The organism is Streptomyces sp. DSM 40868 (assembly GCF_011820545.1).
GTDB classification, from domain to species: domain Bacteria; phylum Actinomycetota; class Actinomycetes; order Streptomycetales; family Streptomycetaceae; genus Streptomyces; species Streptomyces eurythermus.
This window is the reverse complement of the sequence record NZ_CP050504.1, coordinates 8,655,234-8,676,701: the sequence shown is the minus strand read 5'-3', so window position 1 is coordinate 8,676,701 and position 21,468 is coordinate 8,655,234. Positions and strand designations below refer to the sequence as shown.

General features: G+C 72.4%; 20 protein-coding genes. 10 read left to right on the top strand and 10 right to left on the bottom strand.

What is annotated here, in order from left to right:
- Nucleotides 1–84: 84 nt before the first annotated feature.
- From HB370_RS39090 to HB370_RS39080, 3 genes are all read right to left on the bottom strand, one after another.
- A complete protein-coding gene (locus HB370_RS39090) occupies nt 85–249 on the bottom strand; it encodes a hypothetical protein (RefSeq protein ID WP_157855586.1) in 165 nt (54 codons plus the stop codon).
- Nucleotides 246–518: a hypothetical protein gene (locus HB370_RS39085; protein WP_157855587.1), complete on the bottom strand. Its 273-nt coding sequence runs from the start codon at nt 516–518 to the stop codon at nt 246–248. Before HB370_RS39085 ends, HB370_RS39090 begins: the two co-directional genes overlap by 4 nt.
- Nucleotides 519–579: 61 nt before the next feature.
- Nucleotides 580–1,080 carry an Lrp/AsnC family transcriptional regulator gene (locus tag HB370_RS39080; protein WP_030785686.1) on the bottom strand — a complete coding sequence of 167 codons (501 nt, stop codon included), beginning with the start codon at nt 1,078–1,080 and terminating at the stop codon, nt 580–582.
- Between the two features lie 135 nt (nt 1,081–1,215).
- Here HB370_RS39080 and HB370_RS39075 point away from each other — a divergent pair, with 135 nt between their 5' ends.
- Entirely contained in the window at nt 1,216–1,902 is a 687-nt protein-coding gene (locus HB370_RS39075; protein ID WP_030785689.1) for a nitroreductase family protein, read from the top strand.
- A gap of 30 nt (nt 1,903–1,932) precedes the next feature.
- Here HB370_RS39075 and HB370_RS39070 read toward each other — a convergent pair whose 3' ends face one another.
- Nucleotides 1,933–3,252, bottom strand: coding sequence for a PD40 domain-containing protein (locus HB370_RS39070; RefSeq protein WP_051815809.1), 1,320 nt, complete (start codon nt 3,250–3,252; stop codon nt 1,933–1,935).
- Between the two features lie 327 nt (nt 3,253–3,579).
- On the opposite strand from HB370_RS39070, the gene HB370_RS39065 reads away from it, so the two are divergent.
- From HB370_RS39065 to HB370_RS39055, 3 genes are all read left to right on the top strand, one after another.
- Nucleotides 3,580–4,287 carry a lytic polysaccharide monooxygenase gene (locus tag HB370_RS39065; protein ID WP_030785694.1) on the top strand — a complete coding sequence of 236 codons (708 nt, stop codon included), beginning with the start codon at nt 3,580–3,582 and terminating at the stop codon, nt 4,285–4,287.
- A gap of 720 nt (nt 4,288–5,007) precedes the next feature.
- Entirely contained in the window at nt 5,008–5,154 is a 147-nt protein-coding gene (locus tag HB370_RS39060; protein ID WP_167345745.1) for a hypothetical protein, read from the top strand.
- A 232-nt stretch (nt 5,155–5,386) separates the two neighbouring features.
- Complete coding sequence (locus tag HB370_RS39055) at nt 5,387–6,703, top strand: phytase (RefSeq protein WP_030785697.1); 1,317 nt, start codon at nt 5,387–5,389, stop codon at nt 6,701–6,703.
- 66 nt (nt 6,704–6,769) lie between these two features.
- Here HB370_RS39055 and xdhC read toward each other — a convergent pair whose 3' ends face one another.
- The 4 genes from xdhC to HB370_RS39035 form a co-directional block, all read right to left on the bottom strand.
- Nucleotides 6,770–7,582: a xanthine dehydrogenase accessory protein XdhC gene (gene xdhC, locus HB370_RS39050; RefSeq protein ID WP_030785700.1), complete on the bottom strand. Its 813-nt coding sequence runs from the start codon at nt 7,580–7,582 to the stop codon at nt 6,770–6,772.
- Between the two features lies 1 nt (nt 7,583).
- Nucleotides 7,584–10,061, bottom strand: a complete 2,478-nt coding sequence (xdhB, locus tag HB370_RS39045) for a xanthine dehydrogenase molybdopterin binding subunit (RefSeq protein ID WP_030785701.1) — start codon at nt 10,059–10,061, stop codon at nt 7,584–7,586.
- On the bottom strand, nt 10,058–11,521 hold the full coding sequence (locus HB370_RS39040; protein WP_030785703.1) for an FAD binding domain-containing protein: 1,464 nt from the start codon (nt 11,519–11,521) through the stop codon (nt 10,058–10,060). The genes xdhB and HB370_RS39040 overlap by 4 nt, the downstream gene beginning before the upstream one ends.
- A gap of 388 nt (nt 11,522–11,909) precedes the next feature.
- Nucleotides 11,910–12,407, bottom strand: coding sequence for a nucleoside deaminase (locus tag HB370_RS39035; protein ID WP_030785706.1), 498 nt, complete (start codon nt 12,405–12,407; stop codon nt 11,910–11,912).
- Nucleotides 12,408–13,070: 663 nt separating this feature from the next.
- Between HB370_RS39035 and HB370_RS39030 the strand changes: the two genes are divergently transcribed.
- Nucleotides 13,071–13,598 carry a hypothetical protein gene (locus tag HB370_RS39030; protein WP_030785709.1) on the top strand — a complete coding sequence of 176 codons (528 nt, stop codon included), beginning with the start codon at nt 13,071–13,073 and terminating at the stop codon, nt 13,596–13,598.
- A 59-nt stretch (nt 13,599–13,657) separates the two neighbouring features.
- The gene (locus HB370_RS39025) at nt 13,658–14,512 is read left to right on the top strand and encodes an MBL fold metallo-hydrolase (protein ID WP_030785711.1); all 855 of its coding nucleotides are present in this window, start codon (nt 13,658–13,660) and stop codon (nt 14,510–14,512) included.
- Between the two features lie 58 nt (nt 14,513–14,570).
- On the opposite strand, the gene HB370_RS39020 is transcribed toward HB370_RS39025, so the two are convergent.
- Nucleotides 14,571–15,473: a helix-turn-helix transcriptional regulator gene (locus HB370_RS39020; protein ID WP_030785713.1), complete on the bottom strand. Its 903-nt coding sequence runs from the start codon at nt 15,471–15,473 to the stop codon at nt 14,571–14,573.
- A 254-nt stretch (nt 15,474–15,727) separates the two neighbouring features.
- Between HB370_RS39020 and HB370_RS39015 the strand changes: the two genes are divergently transcribed.
- A complete protein-coding gene (locus HB370_RS39015) occupies nt 15,728–16,756 on the top strand; it encodes an alcohol dehydrogenase catalytic domain-containing protein (RefSeq protein ID WP_030785716.1) in 1,029 nt (342 codons plus the stop codon).
- A gap of 64 nt (nt 16,757–16,820) precedes the next feature.
- On the opposite strand, the gene HB370_RS39010 is transcribed toward HB370_RS39015, so the two are convergent.
- On the bottom strand, nt 16,821–18,152 hold the full coding sequence (locus HB370_RS39010; RefSeq protein ID WP_106980699.1) for a PD40 domain-containing protein: 1,332 nt from the start codon (nt 18,150–18,152) through the stop codon (nt 16,821–16,823).
- A 534-nt stretch (nt 18,153–18,686) separates the two neighbouring features.
- Here HB370_RS39010 and HB370_RS39005 point away from each other — a divergent pair.
- The 3 genes from HB370_RS39005 to HB370_RS38995 all read left to right on the top strand — a co-directional run bounded on the left by HB370_RS39005 (nt 18,687) and on the right by HB370_RS38995 (nt 21,443).
- Nucleotides 18,687–19,454: an ABC transporter permease gene (locus HB370_RS39005; protein WP_037702159.1), complete on the top strand. Its 768-nt coding sequence runs from the start codon at nt 18,687–18,689 to the stop codon at nt 19,452–19,454.
- A 137-nt stretch (nt 19,455–19,591) separates the two neighbouring features.
- Entirely contained in the window at nt 19,592–20,641 is a 1,050-nt protein-coding gene (locus HB370_RS39000) for an ABC transporter substrate-binding protein (RefSeq protein ID WP_030785733.1), read from the top strand.
- The gene (locus tag HB370_RS38995) at nt 20,628–21,443 is read left to right on the top strand and encodes an ABC transporter ATP-binding protein (protein ID WP_030785736.1); all 816 of its coding nucleotides are present in this window, start codon (nt 20,628–20,630) and stop codon (nt 21,441–21,443) included. The genes HB370_RS39000 and HB370_RS38995 overlap by 14 nt, the downstream gene beginning before the upstream one ends.
- Nucleotides 21,444–21,468 lie beyond the last annotated feature (25 nt).

The following is a 21,468-nucleotide window of genomic DNA, read 5'->3' as shown; positions in this document are numbered from 1 at the left end:
TTCGTGTCCCGGCACGTGGCAGACGTGCCGGGACGGGGACCGGCCGACGGGTCAGCTGACGACCTCGAGCTGCTTCGGCCAGCCCTACCGGTCGGCCGTAGGGAACAGGTCCCGGATGTGGGCGGGCGTGATCTTGACGCAGGCCAGGGAGTAGTGGTCCCCCGCTCCGTCCCAGCGGTACGGGCTGTCCTGGCCGGGCAGCTTGGGTCCCTGCCGGCCGTCGGGCTTCATCTCGCTGTCGGGCTTCATCTCGCTGTGGATGAACAACTCGGTCCGCTTGGCCCGGCCGTTCTTGCAGACCCGTCCTGGACGTGGATGGCGTAGCCGTTGATGCCGCTCCTGCCGCCCTTCTTGTGCTTCTCGTGCCCGAGCACCTTGCAGGAGCCGTTGGGCAGCCAGCCGCGCATCGGGGCGCACTCGTCCTTGCTGCCGTTGCCGGAGCCGGCCCGGTAGCTCTTGATCACCTTGTCCTTGCCGGGCACGCCCTTGGGCGGACCTTGCCGGGAACCTTCAGCCACGGGTCAGGCGATGCGTGGGGCGCGCCGCGGACCCGGGTGGCAGGGGTGGTGGGCGGCGTGATCAGTGGCGTGCGTCCGGCTTCCTCGTCAGACCGGCCAACTCGTCGACCAAGGGCTGGACCCGGTAAGGGATGACCGCGCTCAGTGCGATGACCGTCGTGCTGCGGCGGACACCGGGCACCTCGAGGACGTGGTCGATCACCTGTTGTACGTGCTGATTGCTCGTACCCGCGATGCGGCACCAGATGTCGCCGGGGCCCGTCACGATGTGGGCCTCGAGGATCTGCGGCACGGCCCGCAGACGCGCGGCGATCGCCTCACGGGCCGGCTGGTCCACTTCGAACGTGGTGAACGCCTCGACCACGTGGCCGAGGGCGGCGACGTCCACGTCCGGACCGTAGCCGGTCACCACGCCCGAACCGGCCAGCCGGTCGAGCCGCGCCTGCAACGTGCCGCGCGCGACGCCGAGTTGACGGGCGATCTCCAGCAGGCCCGCACGCGGGCGTTCCCGGAGCAGGCGCAGCATCCGGCCGTCGAGCCTGTCGAGTCCCTGTCGTGCCACCGCACCTGCCGATCTGCGACCCCAAAGACACCTTCACGCCTCGTTTTTTGTCAGATTAGCAAGGGAGAGAAGGGTCCGTTGCGTATCCGTCCGCCGGTGGCCCACGCTGTGGCTCCCCGTCCACGAGGAGCAGTCGTGAGGCAGCACACCCACCCGTTCATCCCTTACCGGCCCGACCGGTACGACGAGGCCGAGACGGTCCGGCGGGGGAAGGACTTCGTGTCGTTCCTCGAACGCCGGCGCAGCGTGCGGTTCTTCAGCGACGAGCCGGTGCCCCGTGCGTGTGTCGACCTCGCCATCGCCGCGGCGAACACCGCCCCGTCCGGGGCGCACCTCCAGCCCTGGAAGTTCGCCGTGATCGGTGACGCCGGGACCAAGCACCGTATCCGGGTCGCCGCCGAGGAGGAGGAACGGGTCAATTACGAGGGCGGGCGGATCCCGCCCGAGTGGCGCGCCGCGCTCGCGCGCCTGGAGACGGACTCGGACAAGAGCTACCTCGACGTCGTGCCGTGGATCGTCGTCTGCTTCGCCGAGAAGAGCACCGCGATGCCGGACGGTTCGCTGCGCAAGAACTACTACGTGAACGAGAGCGTGGGCATCGCCTGCGGATTCTTCATCGCCGCCCTGCACGCGATGGGGCTGAGCACGCTGACGCACACACCCAACCCGATGGGCTTCCTCACCGAGATCTGCGAGCGGCCCCGCAACGAACGGCCCTACGTCCTCTTCCCCATCGGCTACGCCGCGGCCGACTGCGAGGTCCCGGACCTCACCCGCAAGTCGCCGGCAGAGGCAACCGTCGAGAGCCCGGGCCTGCGCTGACCAGGTCCGCCTCCTCCACCTGATCCGCCGTCAGCGCGTACGCACGACGAGGATGTCCCGGTGGCCGTTGGCGTCGCCCGGAACCAGGCCGTCGTCGTGGGGGAAGGCGACGGTGCGGCCGGTGGTGTCCGCGGTCACCTCGTACGTCCCGGTGGTGCTCTCGGTGCCGTCCGCGGCCACGTCCAGCCGCCGTACCGCACCTGTGCGCAGGTCCTTCGCGAACACGTCGGAGGCGCCGTTGGTGTCGCCGGGCACGAGGTTGTCCGCGGCGGAGACGAAGAACGCCCGCCGCCCGCCCGCACCGAGCAGGCCCCGCCCCGAACCGCCCTGCGCCTGCGTGCCGTCGGCGGCGGTGCTCACGCGCCGGGTGGTACCGGCGGCCAGGTCACGGACGAACACATCGGCGGCGTCGTTGGTGTCGCCGTCCACCACGTCGGCCGACGGGGAGGAGAACACCGCGTAGCGCCCGTCCGGGCTGAGGCCCGTCGTGGGCGACGCCGGCATGCCGAGGGTGCCGCCGTCGCGGTCGACGGCGGCGGGCACGGTCTTCCCGGTGCGGGTGTCGTGGACGTAGAACCACCAGGGCCTCGGCGCCCTCGGCTCGCGCGCGGCCACCCCGCGCGGCGGGTACCACATCCTGCGGAACCCGATCCGGGTGCCGTCCGCGCTGATCGAGGGCGCCAGGGAGGTGCTGGTTCCCTGGAGGTGATCGGTGAAGACGCTGACCAGCCTCGTGGTGCCCCTCACCCGGTCGTGCACGAACACGTCGATTCCGCTGTTGGTGTCCTGCGGCACCAGGTCGTCGCGGTAGGAGGCGTACGCCACGTAGCGGCCGTTCGCGCTGATCACCGGGTCGTAGCTGTTCCCGGGGATCCCGCCCGGGTTGGCCACGACGACCTCGGTGCGGCCGGTGGCGCGGTCGTGCACGAAGACGTCCCAGGCACCGGGCATGTCCCCGGGGGCGAGGTTGCCGGCGTAGGAGTCGAACGCGACGTAGCGTCCGTCCGCGCTCACCGAGACGTGCGAGGCGGGGGCGTCGGCCTGGCTGCCGTCGCCGGCGACGTCGACCCGGTCCACGGCCCCCGTGCGCAGGTCCTTCACGAAGACGTCGGCGAGGCCGTTGGTGTCGCCCGGCACCAGATTGCCGGCATCCGAGAGGAACGCGACGAAGCGGCCGTTCCCGCTGAGCACGGCGCCTGACGAGTCCCCGTCGGCCGGGGTGCCGTCCGCCGCCGTACTCACCACCACCGGCCCCCCGCCGCGCGCTTGCGGTACGGCCGCCGCCGGAAGCGCGCCCGCCGCGCACGCCAGCACCACCACCGGCAGGACGGCCGGTCCCCGGAATCTCATGTGTCCTCCCCTGCCCCGCCCGAGCCGGCCACCGCCGCCGGAACGCGGACGGCGCGACCGGACGAGAACCCCCTGCTGCCCTACGGTCCGAGCCGAGCCAACCCCGGCCCAGCCACCCGGGTCAACAGACGATCCGGCCACCTGGCCCCAGGACGAACAGTTCACCTTGTCCAGCCTCTTGACCGCATCCGGTCGGCGGCTATGGTCTAGACCTAACAGGCGATAGGTCCAGACCTTTCGGCCCGCGCCTCGACTCGTTCCGCACGACCGGCGAGCCCGGGCCTCACAGGCGACGGTCCCGGCACACACCGAAGGAAGTGGCACGGCATGAACACAAAGAGACGAGCGGCTCTCGCGATCGGCGCGCTGGTGGCCCCGGTGATCGCCGTCAGCCTCCCGGCGAGCACGGCCGGCGCCCACGGCTGGGTCACCCTGCCCACGAGCCGGCAGCAGCAGTGTGCCGAAGGCACCGTCGACTGCGGCCAGATCAAGTACGAACCGCAGAGCGTCGAGGGGCCGAAGGGCCTGCAGAGCTGCAGTGGCGGACACGCGGAGTACGCCGAGCTCGACAACGACAGCAAAGCCTGGAAGGCCACGCCGGTCGGCACGACGGCGACGTTCACGTGGCACAACACCGCCCGGCACGCCACCGCCAACTGGCAGTACTTCATCGGCGGCCAGAAGATCGCCGAGTTCGACGGCCGTAACCAGCAGCCGGCCGCGGACGTCAGCCAGCAGGTGAACTTCGCCGGCTTCACCGGCCGGCAGAAGGTGCTCGCCGTCTGGAACATCTCGGACACCGCCAACGCCTTCTACTCCTGCGTCGACGTCAACATCGGCGGCGGCAACGACGGTGGCAGCGGCGGCGGTGGGGACACCTGCGCCGCGCCGGCCTGGGACGCCGGGCACGTCTACAACGGCGGCGACACCGTCTCCTACGGCGGCCACACCTGGCGCGCCAAGTGGTGGGTCACGGGCGACAAGCCCGGCACCACCGGCCAGTGGGGTGTCTGGGAAGACCTCGGGGCCTGCTAGACCACGCTCCCGGGCCCACCGGCGCGCGCCCCGCGGCGCGCGCCGGGCAGGCAGCGACCCCCTCGCCCGGTGCCTGCTCGTCCTCGCCCGGGGCGAAGAGCAAGCGGGGACGCCGGGCGAGCTGCGCGGTCACCGACGAGGAGGCCGCGGCCCCGCACGTGGCGGCGGCAGCCCTGCACGAGGCGGCCGCGGCCCTGTAGAGGCGGCCGTGGCCGGCGGTTCCGGCGCCGGCCGCCGGAATCCGGCCGGCGCCCTGGCCGATCTCGCTCCGCCCCTGCTGCGGCCGGGCCGCGCGGCGGACGCACTCGCGCCAGCCCCGCCGTACCCCGGCCCTGTGCCGCGAGCGCGAGGCGACGGACGGCTTTACCGACGTCCCGGCCGCCGAGGCCCTCTCCTGCTGTCCTCTTCGAGCGCCTCGCCGCGGAGCGGCCGGCCGGATGCACCGGCCGGCTCGACACGGCGCCACAGTCCGCGGCCGGCCTACGCCTACGCGTCGGCCCCCGGCCACGGCGCGATCCCGGCCGCCTGTGGCGCACCGTCCGCCGGACGGGCGGTCGCGACGACGGTGGCGCACACCGACCTCCGACGACAGGGCCTGGCGAAAGGCACCCTCCACCGGGTGGAACCCCGGCCGGAAAAGGGTGGACCGCCGGTCACCGGGTATCCGGTCATCCGACCAGTGCCTCGGAAGAAGCAGGGCACGACGACGGGAGGAGCGTCATGGCCGGAGTTGTCGAACGCATCAAGCAGTTCGCGCGGAGTCCGCAGGGCCGGCGGACGATCGAGCAGGTACGCCGGACCGCCGCCGATCCGCGCCGCCGTGCCCAGGCGCGGGACCTGGTGCGGAAGCTGCGCGGCCGCCGCTGAGCCCGGCGCCGTACAAGGGTGGCGGGCCCGCGGCCGGTGAGCCGTCCGCCCCGGCCGCGAACAGGACGTCTGCCTGACAGTAAGTGCTTCAGGCAGTCGTCCTGTTGTGTGATGAACGACAGTTGGCGTGCGGTCGACTTGTCCGTGACCAGCTGTCCAGCTCATGGTTCCCTGAAGGCAAAGTTCTCCCTCCAAGATCGGCATGTCCGTGACACCGACCAAGGAAGCGCTTGTGAGAACGCATCGCACTCCGCGCAAAGCCGCCACCCTCGCCCTGGGTGCCACCCTGCTCGCCCTCCTGACCGCCGCCCCCGCCGGGGCCGACGACCAGGGCCTGCCGACGGTCACCCCGACCAGCGAGACCCCCGCCCTCTACGACGACGAGGCGGGCGGCGACTCCGACGCGGACGACCCCGCGATCTGGCGCAACGCGGCCGACCCCGACCGCAGCCTCGTCATAGCGACGGCGAAGAAGGGCGGCCTGCGCGTGTACGGCCTGGACGCCCGGCTGGTGCAGTCGCTGCCCGCGCCGCGTCCGCCGGCCGAGGACGACGCCCCGGGCCGCTTCAACAACGTCGACCTCGTCACCGGTCTGAGCACCTCCGCCGGCCGGACCGACGTGGCCGTGGTCAGCGACCGGGGCAGCGACCGGCTGCGGATCTACCGCATCGACCCGTCCAAGCCGAGCGCGCCGCTGACCGACGTCACCGACCCGGCCGCCGCCCCGGTCTTCTCCTCCGACCAGGCCGAGATCAACGACCAGCGCACCGCGTACGGCCTGGCCACCTGGCGGGACAAGGCCACCGGCCGCTCTTACGCCCTGGTCAGCCAGCGGGAGCGGACCCGGCTCGCCCTGCTGGAGCTGACCCCGACCACACGCGGCACCGTCGGTTACCGCAAGGTCCGCACCCTCGACCTCCCGGCGTCGTTCCGGCTGCCCGACGGCACCACCTGGTCGCCCTGCGCCGAGCCCGGTGAACTCCCCCAGGTCGAGGGCATGGTGGTGGACCCGGCCACCGGCACCCTGTACGCCGGCCAGGAGGACGTCGGCATCTGGCGGCTGCGCGCCGACCTGACCGACCGGCCGGTCCTGGTGGACAAGGTCCGCGAGTACGGCGTCCCCGGCGTCTACGACGAGGCCACCGAGGAGTGCGTGGCCGGCGCCGATCCCGGTTTCGGCGGCGAGCACCTGACGGCGGACGTCGAGGGCCTGACCCTGTTCCAGGAATCCGACGGGGACGGCTATCTCTTCGCCTCCAGCCAGGGCGACAACACCTTCGCCCTGTTCGACCGGGAGGTGAGCGAGGACAACGAGTACGAGGGCGGCTTCCGTGTCGGCGCGGCCTCCGCGACGCTCGACGGGTCGGAGGAGTGCGACGGCGCCGCCGTCCTGAACGCCCCGCTGGGCAGCCGCTACCCGAACGGTCTGCTGGTCGTCCAGGACGGCCACGACACCCCCGAGGTCCCCGACGGCCAGGGCGGCACCCGTACGGCGACCGGCTTCAAGTTCGTCGACCTGGGCGACGTGGTGGACGCCGCCGACCTGTGACACGAGGCTGCCCCGCGCCGTGCTCCCGCACCAGCGCGGGGCAGCCCCGTCCGTCCCGTGGGGGAGTCAGTCGTCACCCTCGGCCTCGAAGGTGCGCAGCAGATCGGCGGCGACGCTCACGGCGATGGTCGCCGGTTCCTTGCCGGTGATGCCGTCCAGCCCGATCGGGGTCTTGATCCGGTCGATGGCGGCCTCCTCGTGACCGCCCTCGGTGGCCAGGCGTTTACGGAACCGAGCCCACTTGGCCGCCGACCCGATCAGCCCGACGGAGCCGAGGTGGGAGGTGCGCAGGGCGGCGTCGCACAGCGCGGCGTCCTCGGCGTGATCATGGGTCATGATCAGGACGTGGGTGCCGCGCGGCAGCTCCTCCAGCACCTCCTCGGGCAGCAGTGGCGTGTGATGCACGTGCACCTGCGCCACCGCGTCCGCGAGCACGCCGAGCCGCTCCTCGGTGAGGATGTCGGCACGGCTGTCGATCAGATGGAGGTCGAGGTCCTGGCGGGCCAGGATCCGCGCCAGTTCCAGCCCGACGTGCCCGACGCCGAAGACGGCCACCGCCCTCACCACCGGCAGGGGTTCGAGCAGCACCGAGACCGTGCCGCCGCAGCACTGCACGCCATGCTGGTTGGTCACCTTGTCGTTGAGGGCGAAATCGATCAGCTCCGGCTTCCGCTCGGAGGCGGCGATCATCTCCCGGGCCCGGTCGATCGCGACGGCCTCGACATTGCCGCCGCCGATCGAGCCCCACGTCCCGGTCCGCCCCACGACGAGTTTCGCACCGGCGTCGCGGGGGGCGTGGCCGCGCACGGTCGCGACGGTCACCAGCACGCCGGGCTCCCGGCGTGCTCGCAACCGTGCGACCGCGGCGACCCACGTCATGTCAGGCACCGTGCAGCGCTTCCGCGCCGGTCCGGTCCCGGCCGTCGGCGGCCCGGCCGTTCCCGGTCTGCCCGTTCGGGACCTGCCCGTTCCCGGCGTGGCCGTCGACGGCGAACCCGTCGCGGGCCCGACCGTTTCGGGAGGCACCGCCCTGGCGAGCCGCCTGGATCGCCCAGTACACCGCCTCGGGGGTCGCGGGCGAGGCCAGCTCGACACTCGCCCCGCCGGGTCCGAACGCGGCGGCGGCCTGCCGCAGCGCCTCCCGTACCGAGAACGCCAGCATCAGCGGCGGCTCGCCCACCGCCTTGGAGCCGTAGACCGCGCCCTCCTCGGTGGCGTTCTCCAGCAGCGTGACGTTGAACTCCTCGGGCATCTCCGAGAAGCTCGGCAGCTTGTAGGTGCTGGCGGCCTGGGTCAGCAGCCGGCCGCGGTGCGGCCCGTCGCCGGTGTCCCAGCGCAGGTCCTCGAGCGTCAGCCAGCCCGCGCCCTGCACGAAGCCGCCCTCGACCTGGCCGATGTCGATCAGCGGGGACAGGCTGTCGCCGACATCGTGCACGATGTCCACCCGGCGGATGCGGTACGCGCCGGTGAAGCCGTCCACCTCCACCTCGGTCGCGGCGGCGCCATGGGCGAAGTACTTGAACGGCGAGCCCCTGAACGTCTTGGCGTCCCAGTGCAGCCCCTCGGTCCGGTAGAAACCGGCCGCCGACAGCTGGACCCGCTGGAAGTACGCCGTGCGCACCAGGTCGTCCCAGGCCAGTTCCTCGTCGCTGCCCAGCAGACGCGCGACGCCGCCGACGATGCGCACGTCCGAGGCGTTGCCGCCCAGCCGGCCGGCGGCCACCCGCAGCAGTCGCTCGCGCAGCTGCTCGCAGGCGTTCTTGATCGCCCCGCCGTTGAGGTCGGCCCCCGAACTCGCCGCGGTGGCCGAGGTGTTGGGCACCTTGTCGGTACGCGTCGGGGCCAGCCGCACCTTGTGCAGCGGGATGCCCAGGGTGGTCGCGGCCACCTGCATCATCTTGGTGTGCAGACCCTGGCCCATCTCGGTGCCGCCGTGGTTGATCAGGACCGACCCGTCCTTGTAGATCAGCACGAGCGCGCCGCCCTGGTTGAAGGCGGTGAGGTTGAACGAGATGCCGAACTTGATGCCGGTGAGCGCGAGCGCCCGCTTGGTGTGCGGGTGCGCGGCGTTGAAGGCGGCGATCTCCCGCTTGCGGTCGGCGATGCCCGCGCCGTCCTTGACCTGCTGCCAGACGGTGGCGATCCGTTCGGCCTGTGTGACCGGCTGTCCGTACGGCGTCGTCTGGCCCTGGCCCGGCCGGTAGAAGTTGCGCTCGCGCAGCTCCATGGGGTCCAGGCCGAGCCGGGGTGCGCAGCGGCCGAGGATGTCCTCGATCACCAGCATGCCCTGCGGTCCGCCGAAGCCGCGGAAGGCGGTGTTGGAGACCGTGTTGGTCTTGGCGATACGGCCGGCGACGCGCGCGTTGGGGATCCAGTAGGTGTTGTCGATATGGCACAGCGCGCGGGCCAGCACCGGCTCGGACAGGTCCAGGCTCCAGCCGCCGTCCGCGACGAGGGTGGCGTCCAGGGCCTGGATGCGGCCCTCCGCGTCGAAGCCGATCTTCCACTTGGCGTGGAAGCCGTGCCGCTTGCCGGACATGGTCAGGTCCTGCGTCCGGTTGAGCCGGAACCGCACCGGCCGGCCGGTCAGCTTGGCGCCGAGCGCGGCGACGGCCGCGAACCCGTGGGGCTGCATCTCCTTGCCGCCGAAGCCGCCGCCCATCCGCAGGCACTGCACGGTCACCTCGTGGGCGGGCACGCCGAGCACGTGCGAGACGATCTCCTGGGTCTCCGAGGGGTGCTGGGTGCTGCTCTGGATGAACACCTGCCCGTTCTCGTCGATCTGGGCCAGCGCCGCGTGCGTCTCCAGGTAGAAGTGTTCCTGACCGGAGAACTGGAACTCGCCGGTGAACACATGCGCGGAGTCGGCGAAGCCGGCGTCGATGTCACCGGTCTCCATCAGGGGCTGGGCGCCGTGGTAGCTGCCGGCCGCCATCGCGTCCTGAAGGGTGATCAGGGAGGGCAGCTCCTCCAGCTCCACCTCGACGGCCGCCGCACCGAGCCGGGCCGCCTCCAGGGTCTCGCCGAGCACCCAGGCGACCGCGTGGCCGTGGAACATGACCTCGTCGGGGAACAGCGGTTCGTCGTGCTTCATCCCCGCGTCGTTGACACCGGGCACGTCGGCACCGGTCAGCACGCGCACCACGCCGGGCACGGCGAGCGCGGGCCCGGTGCGCAGGGCGGTGATCCTGCCGTGGGCCTTCATGACCTGGACCGGGTAGGCGTGCAGCACGTCCTTGGTGCGCCAGACCAGGTCGTCGGTGTAGAGCGCGGTGCCGGTGACGTGCAGGGCGGCGCTCTCGTGTGGCATCGGCACGCCGACGACGGGATTCTCGGGGCGTTCGGACAGATGACTCATGACGACACCGCCTCGGTCGTTCCAGCGTACAGCTTGAGCAGGCTCTGGCCGAGCATCGCGGAGCGGTAGTCGGCGCTGGCGCGGTGGTCGCTCATCGGGGTGCCCTCGGCCCGCAGCACCCGGGCCGCGGCCTCGACCGTCTCCGCCGTCCAGGGCTTGCCCGCCAGGGCCTCCTCGGTGGCGAGGGCGCGGATCGGGGTGGCGGCCACGCCGCCCAGCCCGATGCGTGCCTTGCGGACGATCCCGTCCTCGATGTCGAGCGCGAAGGCGGCCGCCACGCTGGAGATGTCGTCGAAGCGCCGCTTGGCGATCTTGTGGAAGGCCACGACCGGGGACAGCGGCAGCGGGACGCGCACGGCGCGGATCAGCTCGCCGGGACGGCGCACGCTCTGCCGGTAGCCGGTGAAGTACTCCGCCAGCGGAACCTCGCGCTCGCCGTCGGCGTCGGCGAGCACCAGCGACGCCTCCAGCGCGAGCAGCACCGGCGGGCTGTCACCGATGGGCGAGCCGGTACCGAGGTTGCCGCCGAGGGTCGCGCTGTTGCGGATGAGCCGGGAGGCGAACTGCGGGAACAGCTCGGCCAGCAGCGGGACCTCGCCGTCGAGGCGGCGTTCGATCTCGGTGAGCGTCAGCGCCGCACCGATCTCGATGGCGTCGGATTCCACGCGCAGTTCCCGCAGTTCGGGCAGCCGGTCGATGGCGACCACGCAGTCCGCGCGGCGGGAGCGGATGTTCACCTCCACGCCCCAGTCGGTGGAGCCGGCGACCACCACGGCGCCGGGCCGCTCGCGCAGCAGCCGGAGCGTCTCCTCCAGGGTACTCTTGCGCACGAACGCGCTGTCGTCGCGGGTGTATTCGGTGGCGACCGGCGCGGGCGGGTCCTGCTCGCGGCGCTGCGCCAGCGGGTCCTCCTCGGTGGGCGTACCGACGGCGAACGCGGCGTCGCGGATCGGGCGGTAGCCGGTGCAGCGGCACAGGTTTCCGCTCAGCGCGTGCAGGTCGAACCCGTTCGGGCCGTGCTCGGCGTCGGCGTGGCCGGCCGGGTCCGCGTGCGCGCAGCGATCGGGCCGGTAGTACTCGGCGGCCATGCTGCAGACGAACCCCGGTGTGCAGTAGCCGCACTGGGAGCCGCCGCGGACCGCCATCTCCTCCTGCACGGGGTGCAGGGTGGACGGCTTGCCGGGTTCGCCGGCGGTGGCGAGGCCCTCGGCGGTGACGACCTCCTGGCCGTCGAGCGCCGCGACCGGGACCAGGCAGGCGTTGACCGCCACCCAGTCGGTGGGCTTGTTCACCCCGGGACGGGCCACCAGGACCGAACAGGCGCCGCACTCACCCTCGGCGCAGCCTTCCTTGGTGCCGGTGAGGCCGCGCTCGCGCAGGAAATCCAGCACCGTGGTGTGGGGCGCGGCCGGCGAAATGGGGGTCTCTTTCCCGTTGACCGTGATACGCGCCGCTACCATGACAGGCCTTCATTCCGGTGCGCGATCGATCGATTCATCATGTTCGCCAATTTCAGGCAGCTTTCTGTGCTCAGACGCGCCACGTGAGAGCAGCGGGCGCAAAACGACACGTGATAACGACGTGCCGGGATGTCATGAAGGAATACTCGGGACGTGCCACGAACGGGCACACCGGGACGGCGTGGTCAGCAGCCGTGTGCGATGCGACCCGGAACCCAGGCCGTGCGGCGAGCGAGGCGACCGAGATCAGAGCTGGCATACATCCGCTGATCGCCTCCTTTCGGCGCTTATGGTTCGACGTATACCGCAAAATAGTGGCTGGGGCCACGGAATTCAAGAGGCCGGCCCCCGGTTATTCACCCGGCGCGGAGGTTCCTTTTCCGTCGGGTCAGTAGTCGATGCGGTCGGACTTCGCGATCCAGGCGTCGAACGGCGCGGTGCGCTCGGGCAGGTCCAGATGGGCGACCTGAAGGGGCCACGCCTCGGTGGGCCGCTTCTCGAACAGGTCGTAGAACTTGCGGTCGTCGAAGCCGGCCACCGCGGCGTCATTGCGGTCGGCGCAGTACACGAGCCGGTCCAGGCGCGCCCACAGGGCGGTGGACAGGCACATCGGGCACGGCTCGCACGAGGTGATCAGGGTGCAGCCTTCGAGGATGAAGGTGCCCAGTTCCCGGCAGGCGGCGCGGATCGCGTTGACCTCGGCGTGCGCGGACGGGTCGTTCGTCGCCGTGACCTGGTTGTGTGCGGTCGCGACGACCACGCCGTCCTTGACGATCAGGGCGCCGAAGGGGCCGCCGCCGCTGTTCGCGCTGTCGGTGGCGACGGCGATGGCCTGCTGCATCCATTCCTGCTCGTTCTGCACGATGGTCGCGGTGTTCACGGTCACGGTTGCTCCTTGTCGAATGCCGTGGGATGGAGTGCGGGTACCTTCGGGGAGGCGGCGGCACCCGCACGAACAGGGGTCCGGTCGGACGCGGCCGAGGTGCTCCGGGGTGACCGGGTGCGGGTGGGGCCCGGGCCCGTGGGCATCGCCGGCGGCGGTCCCGGCGGGCCTGGTGGACGTCGGCGCGTCACGCCGGGTTCGCCGACGGCGGGCGGCAAGCCGGTGCGGGCGGTGAAGCGGCCGTCGCGGCCGGTGACGGGTCCGGCGGCGGCGCGCTCGCCGTGGATCCCGGCGGGGCGGCGGCGGACGTGACCGCGCGTCGACGCGCGAAGTGCCGGCCGGGCGGCGTCTTCGACAAGGCCTTCCCCCTTCTTCGCCGTTCGGGCTTGTCAGAGCAGTACACAGCGGGCCGGAGGAATCAGCCAGGCGCCGAAAACATGAAACGTGGGCACAGCGAGACCGATGCCTTGTAGGTTCCTACGAGGGCCGGGCGGGCGCGGTGGGGGCGGTGAAGCCGTCTCGTCCCGGACGTCGCTGTTCGCGGGGGGTGGGACGCTTCGTCGGGAAGCATGGGCCACCGGTCGCCGTGAGCCGGGTGGCCCCCGCACAGGTGCCGGCCCCGTCGAGGGCGCGGTAGGGCGCCCGGTGCGGGGGTACGCGGACGGCATGATGAAACGTGCGCTGTGGCAGGGGCTCCTGGCCGGTGCGGCCGGGGTCGTGGTGATGACCCTGGGCGAGAAGGCCGAGCAGCGCCTGACCGGCCGGCCGAGCTCGTACGTTCCGGCGCGCACGCTGGAGCGGCTGACGGGCATGCCCGAGCGGCCGGAACCGCGGGCGGTGAACCGGGTCATGCACTACGGGCAGGGCGCGCTGCTGGGCGTGGTGCGGTCGGTGATGGCGCATGCCGGGCTGCGCGGGCCGCTGGCGTCGACGCAGTTCACCGTGGTGAGGCTGACCAACGACCAGATCCTGGAGAACGCCACCGGGGTCGGTGCCCCGCCGCAGACCTGGCCGCGCGCGGAGCTGCTGGTGGACCTGTTGCACAAGGCCGTCTACGCCTTCGCGACCGGCGCCGTCGCCGATGCCCTGGCGGCCCGCTCCGGCCCCGGCCCCGGGCAGCGGCACGCGGCCGGGCGGCCGGGCCGGCGGGCTGACGCGGGACCGCTCCCCCGCCACGAGGCGTACGGACACTGAGCGAGCGGGCGGCCGGGGCCTGTGCGCCGGCGGCTCGGCCGGAAGGAGCGGGTGACGCCATGGCCGTCCCGGACGGGTTCACCGACGACACGCTCGACCTGCGGTTCATCGGCAATGCCACGGTACTGCTGCGGTACGGCCCGGTGACCCTGCTCACCGACCCGAACTTCCTGCACCGCGGCGAGTACGCCCATCTCGGCTACGGCCTGCTGAGCCGGCGTCTGACGGAGCCCGCCCTCGCCCCGGAGGACCTGCCCCTGCTCGACGGGATCGTGCTCTCCCATCTGCACGGCGATCACTGGGACCGCAGGGCCCGGCGGTCCCTGGACCGTACGGTTCCGGTCCTCAGCACTCCCCATGCCGCGCGCCGCCTGAAGGTGCTGCACGGCTTCCGGCGGACGGCGGGACTGCGGACCTGGCAGGCGCTCACCCTCGAGCGGGGAGGGGTACGGGCCACGGTCACGGCGCTGCCCGGCCGGCACGCCGGGGATCCGGTGCTGCGCGGGCTGCTGCCGCCCGTGATGGGCAGCATGATCGAGTTCGGTGCCGTGGGCGGGCCGGTCCGGCTGCGGCTGTACGTCTCCGGCGACACGCTCCTCTACGACGGCCTGGAGGAGATCGGCCGCCGCTTCCCGGCCGCCGACCTGGCCGTCCTCCATCTGGGCGGCACGCGTCTGCCGGGCGGCTTCCTGGTCACCATGAACGGCGCGCAGGGCGCCGAACTGGTCCGGCGTCTTCGCCCCCACGCCGTCCTGCCGGTGCATTACGAGGACTACACGGTGATGCGCTCACCCCTGTCCGCGTTCCTGGCCGAGGCCGGCCGGCTCGGCCTCGCGGACCGGATCGTGCCCTGCCCGCACGGCGGCCGGGTGTGTCTGCCCGCCGGCCCGGGAGCGACACCGATGGTCCACTGAGGGCGAGCCGCGGCCGGTCACTGTCGGCGTGCTCGGCACCCGGCCGGTTCCGTCGGGGTCAGGCCGACGCGTGCGGAAGCCGCTCGCCGTGGGCGCCCGCGGGCACGGTCGTGTCGAGCAGGAGCAGGGCGTCGTGGTCGGGGGTGCCGGGTTCGGCGGTGTAGACGCAGACGCGCTGCCCGGGGCTGCCTTCCAGGTGCATGGGCTGGCAGGTGAGGGTGACGGTTCCGACGCGGGGGTGGTGGAACGTCTTCTGCGCGGGCTTGCGGCCGGTGACCTCGTAGCGTTCCCAGAGCCGGGCGAAGTCGGCGCTCTTGAGCAGGAGTTCACCGACGAGGTTGGTCAGGTCGGGGGCGTCGGGGGCGGTGCCGGCGACGGCGCGCAGACGGGCGACGCAGCCGGTGACCTGCCGCTCCCAGTCGGTGAACAGCTCACGGGCCGCGGGGTGGAGGAACAGGTAGCGAGCGAGGTTGCGGTGCCCGGCCGGCCAGTCCTCCAGACCCGCGTACAGGGCGAGGCCGCCTGGGTTCCAGGCGAGTACGTCCATGCTGCGGCTGATGACGTAGGCGGGGTAGGGGCGCAGCGTCTCCAGCAGCAGCCTCAGGTGCGGGCGCACGGTGCGGCTCGGGGCGGGCGGCGGTTCGGGCGCGTACCGGGCGGCCCGGGCGGCGAGCTCCCGCAGGTGCTGGTGTTCCTGGTCGTCCAGGCGCAGGGCGCGGGCGAGCGCGTCGAGGACGGCGGGGCTGGGACGGGTCTCCTTGCCGCGCTCCATTCGTACGTAGTAGTCGACGCTGATCCCGGCGAGGGTGGCCAGTTCCTCGCGCCGCAGCCCCGGGGTCCGGCGCAGGCCGGGGCCCACGGTGAGGCCGGCCTGCCGGGGGCTGGTCCGGGTGCGGCGGGCGCGCAGGAAGCGGCCCAGCTCCGCCCCCTCGCTGCTGCCGGTGGGGTGTTGGGATGCCATGGCCCCAGTCTCACACCGCTGTGACCCGGGCGGCGGCGAGGTGGGGGGCCCTGTCATTACCCCCGTACGACCCGGTCTGCCTGTCGGAGGGCCAAGGCGCGACGGTGGACATGTGACGGGCCGGCAGCTCGGCGGGCACCGGCACCGTCGTCGCCGGCGACCGCCCCGCCCGACCGCCGCCCCGTCCGACGAGCACCCCTGTCCGTCCGCCGCCGTGCGCGGCACTCGTATCCCGTTGGGAGTTCCCCTCTCTCATGCGTGCAGCAGTGATGTACGGAGCCGGAGACGTCCGCGTCGAGGAGCGGCCCGATCCGAGGATCGTGCGGCCGACCGACGCCGTCGTGCGCACGGTGGTCTCCTGTGTGTGCGGCAGCGATCTGTGGCCGTACCGGTCCATGCCCGCCGGTGACACCGGACGTCCCATGGGACACGAGTTCCTCGGCGTCGTCGAGGAGACCGGCACGGATGTGCCCGGGCTGAAGCCGGGTGACCTGGTCGTCGCCCCCTTCACCTACAGCGACGGCACCTGTGACTACTGCGCCAGGGGGCTGCACTTCTCGTGCCGCAACGGCGGCCGCTACGGGTCCGACGGGGTCGACGGCGGCCAGGGCGAGGCGGTACGCGTCCCGTACGCGGCCGGCACCCTGGTCAAGCTGCCGGTGTCCGCCGACTCGGCTCTGCTGCCGTCGCTTCTGGCGCTGTCGGACGTGATGGCCACCGGTCATCACGGCGCGGTGACCGCCGGCGTCGGCCGCGGCGACACGGTGCTGGTCGTCGGCGACGGGGCGGTGGGCCTGTGCGCGGTGATCGCCGCCCGGCGGCTGGGCGCCGAGCGCGTCGTGCTCGCGGGCCGCCACGAGGCACGCACCGCGCTCGGCCGCGAGTTCGGCGCCAGTGACGTCGTCGCCGAACGCGGCGAGGAAGGCATCGCCCGCATCCGGGAGTTGACCGGCGGGGTGGACAAGGTGATCGAGGCCGTCGGCACCCGTGCGGCCCTGGACACCGCTCTCGGCGCGGTCCTGGACGGCGGCACCGTCAGCCGCCTCGGCGTCCCCCAGTACGAGCAGGGACCGTTCGGCCGTGCCGAGTTCCTGCGCAACATCACCCTGACCGGCGGCGCCTGCCCCGCCCGCGCCTACATCGGGCAACTGCTGCCCGACGTCCTGGACGGGACGATCGACCCCGGCCGCGTCTTCGACCGCTGCTTCACCCTCGGCCAAGTCCCGGAAGCCTACCGGGCGATGGCCGGCCGCCAGGTCGTCAAGGCCCTCATCCGGCCTTGAGGAGACGGCGCGCGGCAGCCGGACGGACGGGCGGGAGCCGGGCGGTGCGCGGGAGGGTCGCCCCTCAGCGCAGGCCGCGTACGAACACGTCCGTGCGGCCGTTGGTGTCGCCGGGCACCAGGTTGTCCGCGGCGCTGTCGAAGGCCACGGTGCGTCCGAAGGCGTCGATGCCGAGGAAGCCGGTCCCTCCGTTGGACTGCGTCCCGTCGTCGGCGACATCGACCCGCTGTACGTCACCGGTGCGCAGGTCGCGCAGGAAGGCGTCGGCCGTGCCGTTGGTGTCACCGGGCACCAGGTTGGAGGCGGTGGAGGTGAACACCGCGTAACGGTTGCCGGCGCTGAGGTGGGGGCGGCCGGTCCCGGAGTCGTCGTTCGGCTCCGAGCCGTCGTGCGCCACGGAGAGGCGCTGGGTGACACCGGTGGTCAGGTCCCTGGCGAAATGGTCCCGGGCGCCGTTGGTGTCGCCCGGCACCAGCTTCGCGTAGGGGGAGGAGAAGAGCGCGTAGCGTCCGTCCGGGCTGAGACCCACGTCGCCGTTGAGGGGTGTCTCCTCGCCGTCGAGGTCCACCACCGCCGGTGTGGTCCGGCCGGTCCGGGTGTCATGGACGTAGAAGTAGCGGGACCGCGGGCGTCTCTGGTCCGTCGCGGGTTCCTCGGTGCCGGTGCCGAAGCGGCGCGCGCTGGTGAAGGCGATCCGGGTCCCGTCCGCGCTGATCGCCTCGCTCGTGGAGCGGCCGCCGCCCTCGGTGCCGTCCGTGGCGACGCTCACGCGCCGGGTGGTCTTCCGCCACCGGTCGTGGACGAAGACGTCCGTCTGGCCGTTGGTGTCCCCCGGCACCAGGTCGGAGCGGCTGGAGGTGAAGGCCACATAGCGTCCGTCGGCGCTGAGGGACGGGGCGTAGGTGTAGCTTCCCTCGGGTCCGGGACCGATCAGTATCTCCGTGCGCCCCGTCCGGCGGTCGCGGATGAAGATGTCCTCGCTGTCGGGGGTGTCTCCGGGAACGAGGTCGCCGTCGAGCGAGTCGAACGCGACGTACCGTCCGTTCCCGCTGATCGAGAACGCGGTCGGGGGTACGCCGGCCTGGGTGCCGTCGCTCGCGACGTCGATCCGCTCGACCGCTCCCGTCCGCCGGTCCTTGACGAAGACGTCGTTGATGCCGTTGGTGTCGCCCGGCACCAGGTTCGCCGACCACGACTCGAAGGCGATGTACCTTCCGTTCGCGCTGAGTTGCGGTCTTCCCGAGTCGGAGTCCCCACCGGTCCCGTCGGCGGCGGTGCTCACGAGAGCGGTGTGCGGCCGGCTCCCCTCACCCGCCACCGCCGAGGTCATGGGCAGCGCCGTCGCGCTGATGCTCCATATCGCCACTCCGGCGGCAACTCGCTTCAGGTACCGCATACTTCCCCCTCGCGACACAGCTCACACCCCCGGTCGTACAGGTCGGAGACAGCTAATACCGGGCAACGCGGAGCGTCAACGGCGTAAGCGGCATCGGCTGGTTGCCGTGGCCGGCCGTCGGCGGTGTTCCACAGAGTGGATGGCTCTTGGTCGGGGGGTGCGCCTGTTGTACAAATAGATCTCATGATCTCCGAGCCCCTGGTGCGACGCCTGGTCATCGACCTGTGCCGGCGTCCGGGCTCGTGTTGTCGCTGATCCGGTCTGTTCCCGCGCCCTTCGTCGTCCGGTGACGTCACCCGGACGAGGGGCTGTGCCGCGCCCTGCCGGGGTGCTCCGTCCGCATCGTTCAGCATCGCTCACGCCGGGGCCGGCCGCCGCCCTCCCCCGTTGAGGCCGTTCCTCCCCGGCGTCCCATGGAGGACGCCCGTGTCCACGACTCCCCCTCTGTCCAAGCCCTCCCCCACCGAACCACACGCCGACGTGCCGCCCGCCCCCTCCTTCCGGGTACGGCGGCTGTGGGCGCGTACCCGCCCTGTGCTGCTGCCGTCCGCCTCCCTCCTCGTCTTCCTGCTGCTGTGGCAGCTGCTGGCGGCGAGCGGGACCTGGAGCGAGACACTGGTCCCGCCGCCGGCCAAGGTGTGGGACGCGTTCGCCGACGTGTCCACGACGCACGACGGAGTACGCGGGTACAACGGCACCTACCTCGTCGAACACCTGGGCATCAGCCTGCGCCGCATCGCGATCGGCGCCGGTCTGGGCATCGTCGCCGGGGTGCTGTTCGGGCTGCTCATGGGCACCGTCGGCTGGCTGCGCGCGTTGTTCGAGCCCTGGATCACCTTCCTGCGGACGCTGCCGCCGCTGGCGTACTTCTCCCTGCTCGTCATCTGGCTGGGCATCAACGAGGAGCCGAAGATCACGCTGCTGGCGGTGGCCGCCTTTCCGCCCGTGGCGGTGTCGACCACCACCGCCGTCGCGGCCGTGCCGAGGAGTCTGACGGAGGCCGCCCGTGCCCTCGGCGCCTCGCGGTGGAACGTGGTCACGGACGTCGTCGTCCCCTCGGCGCTGCCGGAGACGCTCACCGGGATACGGCTCGCCGTGGGCGTGGCCTATTCGTCTCTGGTGGCCGCCGAGTTGGTCAACGGGCTGCCCGGGATCGGCGGCATGGTCAAGGACGCCGCCAACTACAACAACACCCCCGTGGTGCTGGTCGGCATCATCACCATCGGCGTCTCCGGCCTGATCATCGACGGCCTGCTGCTGCGGCTGGAACGCGCCGTCGTGCCGTGGCGCGGCCGCGTCTAGCACCAGCCGTCCGCACGTCCTCGTCTGCCTCCCGCTCCCGGTCGCGACGGCGCCGGACCCGTCACGGCACCGGCCCGCAGCCCACCGCTCCCCCATCCCCTTCCCTCCCCCGACCCCAGCACAGAAACGGCCCTGTCATGTCCCCTGTGTCCCAAGGCGCTTCCCGCCGGCTCCTGCTGGCCGGTGCCCTCGCCGCCGTCTCCGCGGCCGTCACCGGCTGCTCCTCCGGTGAGGCGGCGACAGCGGGCGGCTCCCGGCGGCTGCGCATCGGCTACTTCGCCTTCCCCAGCGGCGACCTGCTCGTGAAGCACGGAAAGCTGCTGGAGAAGCAGTTGCCCGGTTACCGCGTCACCTGGATCAAGTTCGACTCCGGGGCGGCCGTGAACCAGGCCTTCCTCGGCAAGTCGCTCGACATCGCCGCGCTGGGCTCCAGCCCGTTCGCCCGCGGTATCTCGGGCAGTTCACCGATCCCGTACAAGGTCGCGTGGATCCTGGACGTCGCCGGGGAGAACGAGGCCCTCGTCGCACGCAAGGGCAGCGGCATCGCCGATGTCGCCGGTCTCAAGGGCAGGACCGTCGCGACGCCGTTCGCCTCCACCTCGCACTACAGCCTGCTGGCGGCCCTGCGGACGGCCGGGCTGGAGTCCTCCGACGTCAAGCTCGTCGATCTGCAGCCGCAGGCCATCCTCGCCGCCTGGCAGCGGGGCGACATCGACGCCGCCTATGTGTGGCTGCCCACCCTGGACGAGCTGCGTACGACCGGCATCCAGCTCACCAGCAGCAAGGAGATCGGGGCGGCGGGCAAGCCGACGCTGGACCTCGCGGTGGTGTCGGACGACCTCATCGCCAGGGACCCGCGGGCGATCGACGGCTGGCGCAAGGCGCAGGCCCAGGCGCTGCGCCTGCTCAGGTCCGACCCCGACGGTTCGGTGGCGGCCGTCGCGGCCGAGCTGGGCATCAGCGCCTCGGACGCGAAGGCCCAGCTCAGGCAGGGAGTCTTCCTCACCCCGGAGCAGGTGACGTCCCCCGACTGGCTGGGCACCGACGGCACACCGGGCAAGCTGCTCACGTACGTCGGCGACACCGCGCGTTTCCTCGCCGGGCAGCGGCAGATCGACGCCGCGCCGGCCGGGGACGCCGTCCGCGAGGCGTTCTACCTCAAGGGGCTGCCCGATGTCCTCAAGTGACGTCACCACATCCCCGCGGGAGACCGGCGCCGGGCACGGGGACGCCGTCCGTCTCGACAACGTCGTCCACCGGTACGGCCGGGGCGGCGAGACCTTCACCGCCGTGGGCCCCGTCGATCTGACCGTTCCCGCCGGGGAGTTCCTGGTGCTGGTGGGCGCCTCCGGGTGTGGCAAGAGCACGCTGCTGCGGCTCGTCGCCGGGTTCGAACGGCCCACACACGGTTCGGTCCGCGTCCACGGTGCCGAACCGCGGCCGGGGGTGACCGCCGGCGTGGTCTTCCAGACACCTCGGCTGTTCCCCTGGCGGACCGTGCGCGGCAACATCGACCTGGCGCTGCGGTACGCGGGCGTCGAGCGCGCCCGACGACCGGAGCGGCGGCGCGAGTTGCTGGACCGCGTGGGATTGGCGGGGGTCGAGGGGCGCCGGGTCTGGGAGATCTCCGGCGGCCAGCAGCAACGCGTCGCCATCGCCCGGGCCCTCGCCGCCGAGAACCCGCTGTTGCTGCTGGACGAACCCTTCGCGGCGCTCGACGCGCTGACCCGGGAACGGCTCCAGGAGGACGTCCGGCAAGTGACCGCGCGCACGGGCCGGACCACGGTGTTCGTGACGCACTCGGCGGACGAGGCGGTGTTCCTCGGCTCGCGCATCATCGTGCTGACCAGGAGCCCGGGCACCGTGGCCCTGGACCTCCCGATCCCGCTGCCGCGCGACGGCGTCGACGCCGAGGACCTCAGGAACTCGGCCGAGTTCGCCGAGCTGCGCGCGCGGGTGTCCCACGCCGTCAAGACCGCCGCGGCCTGACCCCCGTACCCCGATCCGGAAAGGA

Bases quoted from the DNA above. Each gene is read 5' to 3' on its own strand.
- HB370_RS39090 (WP_157855586.1), bottom strand. From the start codon at position 249: ATGAAGCCCGACAGCGAGATGAAGCCCGACGGCCGGCAGGGACCCAAG.
- HB370_RS39070 (WP_051815809.1), bottom strand. From the start codon at position 3,252: ATGAGATTCCGGGGACCGGCCGTCCTGCCGGTGGTGGTGCTGGCGTGC.
- HB370_RS39065 (WP_030785694.1), top strand. From the start codon at position 3,580: ATGAACACAAAGAGACGAGCGGCTCTCGCGATCGGCGCGCTGGTGGCC.
- HB370_RS39060 (WP_167345745.1), top strand. From the start codon at position 5,008: ATGGCCGGAGTTGTCGAACGCATCAAGCAGTTCGCGCGGAGTCCGCAG.
- xdhC (WP_030785700.1), bottom strand. From the start codon at position 7,582: ATGACGTGGGTCGCCGCGGTCGCACGGTTGCGAGCACGCCGGGAGCCC.
- xdhB (WP_030785701.1), bottom strand. From the start codon at position 10,061: ATGAGTCATCTGTCCGAACGCCCCGAGAATCCCGTCGTCGGCGTGCCG.
- HB370_RS39040 (WP_030785703.1), bottom strand. From the start codon at position 11,521: ATGGTAGCGGCGCGTATCACGGTCAACGGGAAAGAGACCCCCATTTCG.
- HB370_RS39030 (WP_030785709.1), top strand. From the start codon at position 13,071: ATGATGAAACGTGCGCTGTGGCAGGGGCTCCTGGCCGGTGCGGCCGGG.
- HB370_RS39025 (WP_030785711.1), top strand. From the start codon at position 13,658: ATGGCCGTCCCGGACGGGTTCACCGACGACACGCTCGACCTGCGGTTC.
- HB370_RS39020 (WP_030785713.1), bottom strand. From the start codon at position 15,473: ATGGCATCCCAACACCCCACCGGCAGCAGCGAGGGGGCGGAGCTGGGC.
- HB370_RS39015 (WP_030785716.1), top strand. From the start codon at position 15,728: ATGCGTGCAGCAGTGATGTACGGAGCCGGAGACGTCCGCGTCGAGGAG.
- HB370_RS39010 (WP_106980699.1), bottom strand. From the start codon at position 18,152: ATGCGGTACCTGAAGCGAGTTGCCGCCGGAGTGGCGATATGGAGCATC.
- HB370_RS39000 (WP_030785733.1), top strand. From the start codon at position 19,592: ATGTCCCCTGTGTCCCAAGGCGCTTCCCGCCGGCTCCTGCTGGCCGGT.
- HB370_RS38995 (WP_030785736.1), top strand. From the start codon at position 20,628: ATGTCCTCAAGTGACGTCACCACATCCCCGCGGGAGACCGGCGCCGGG.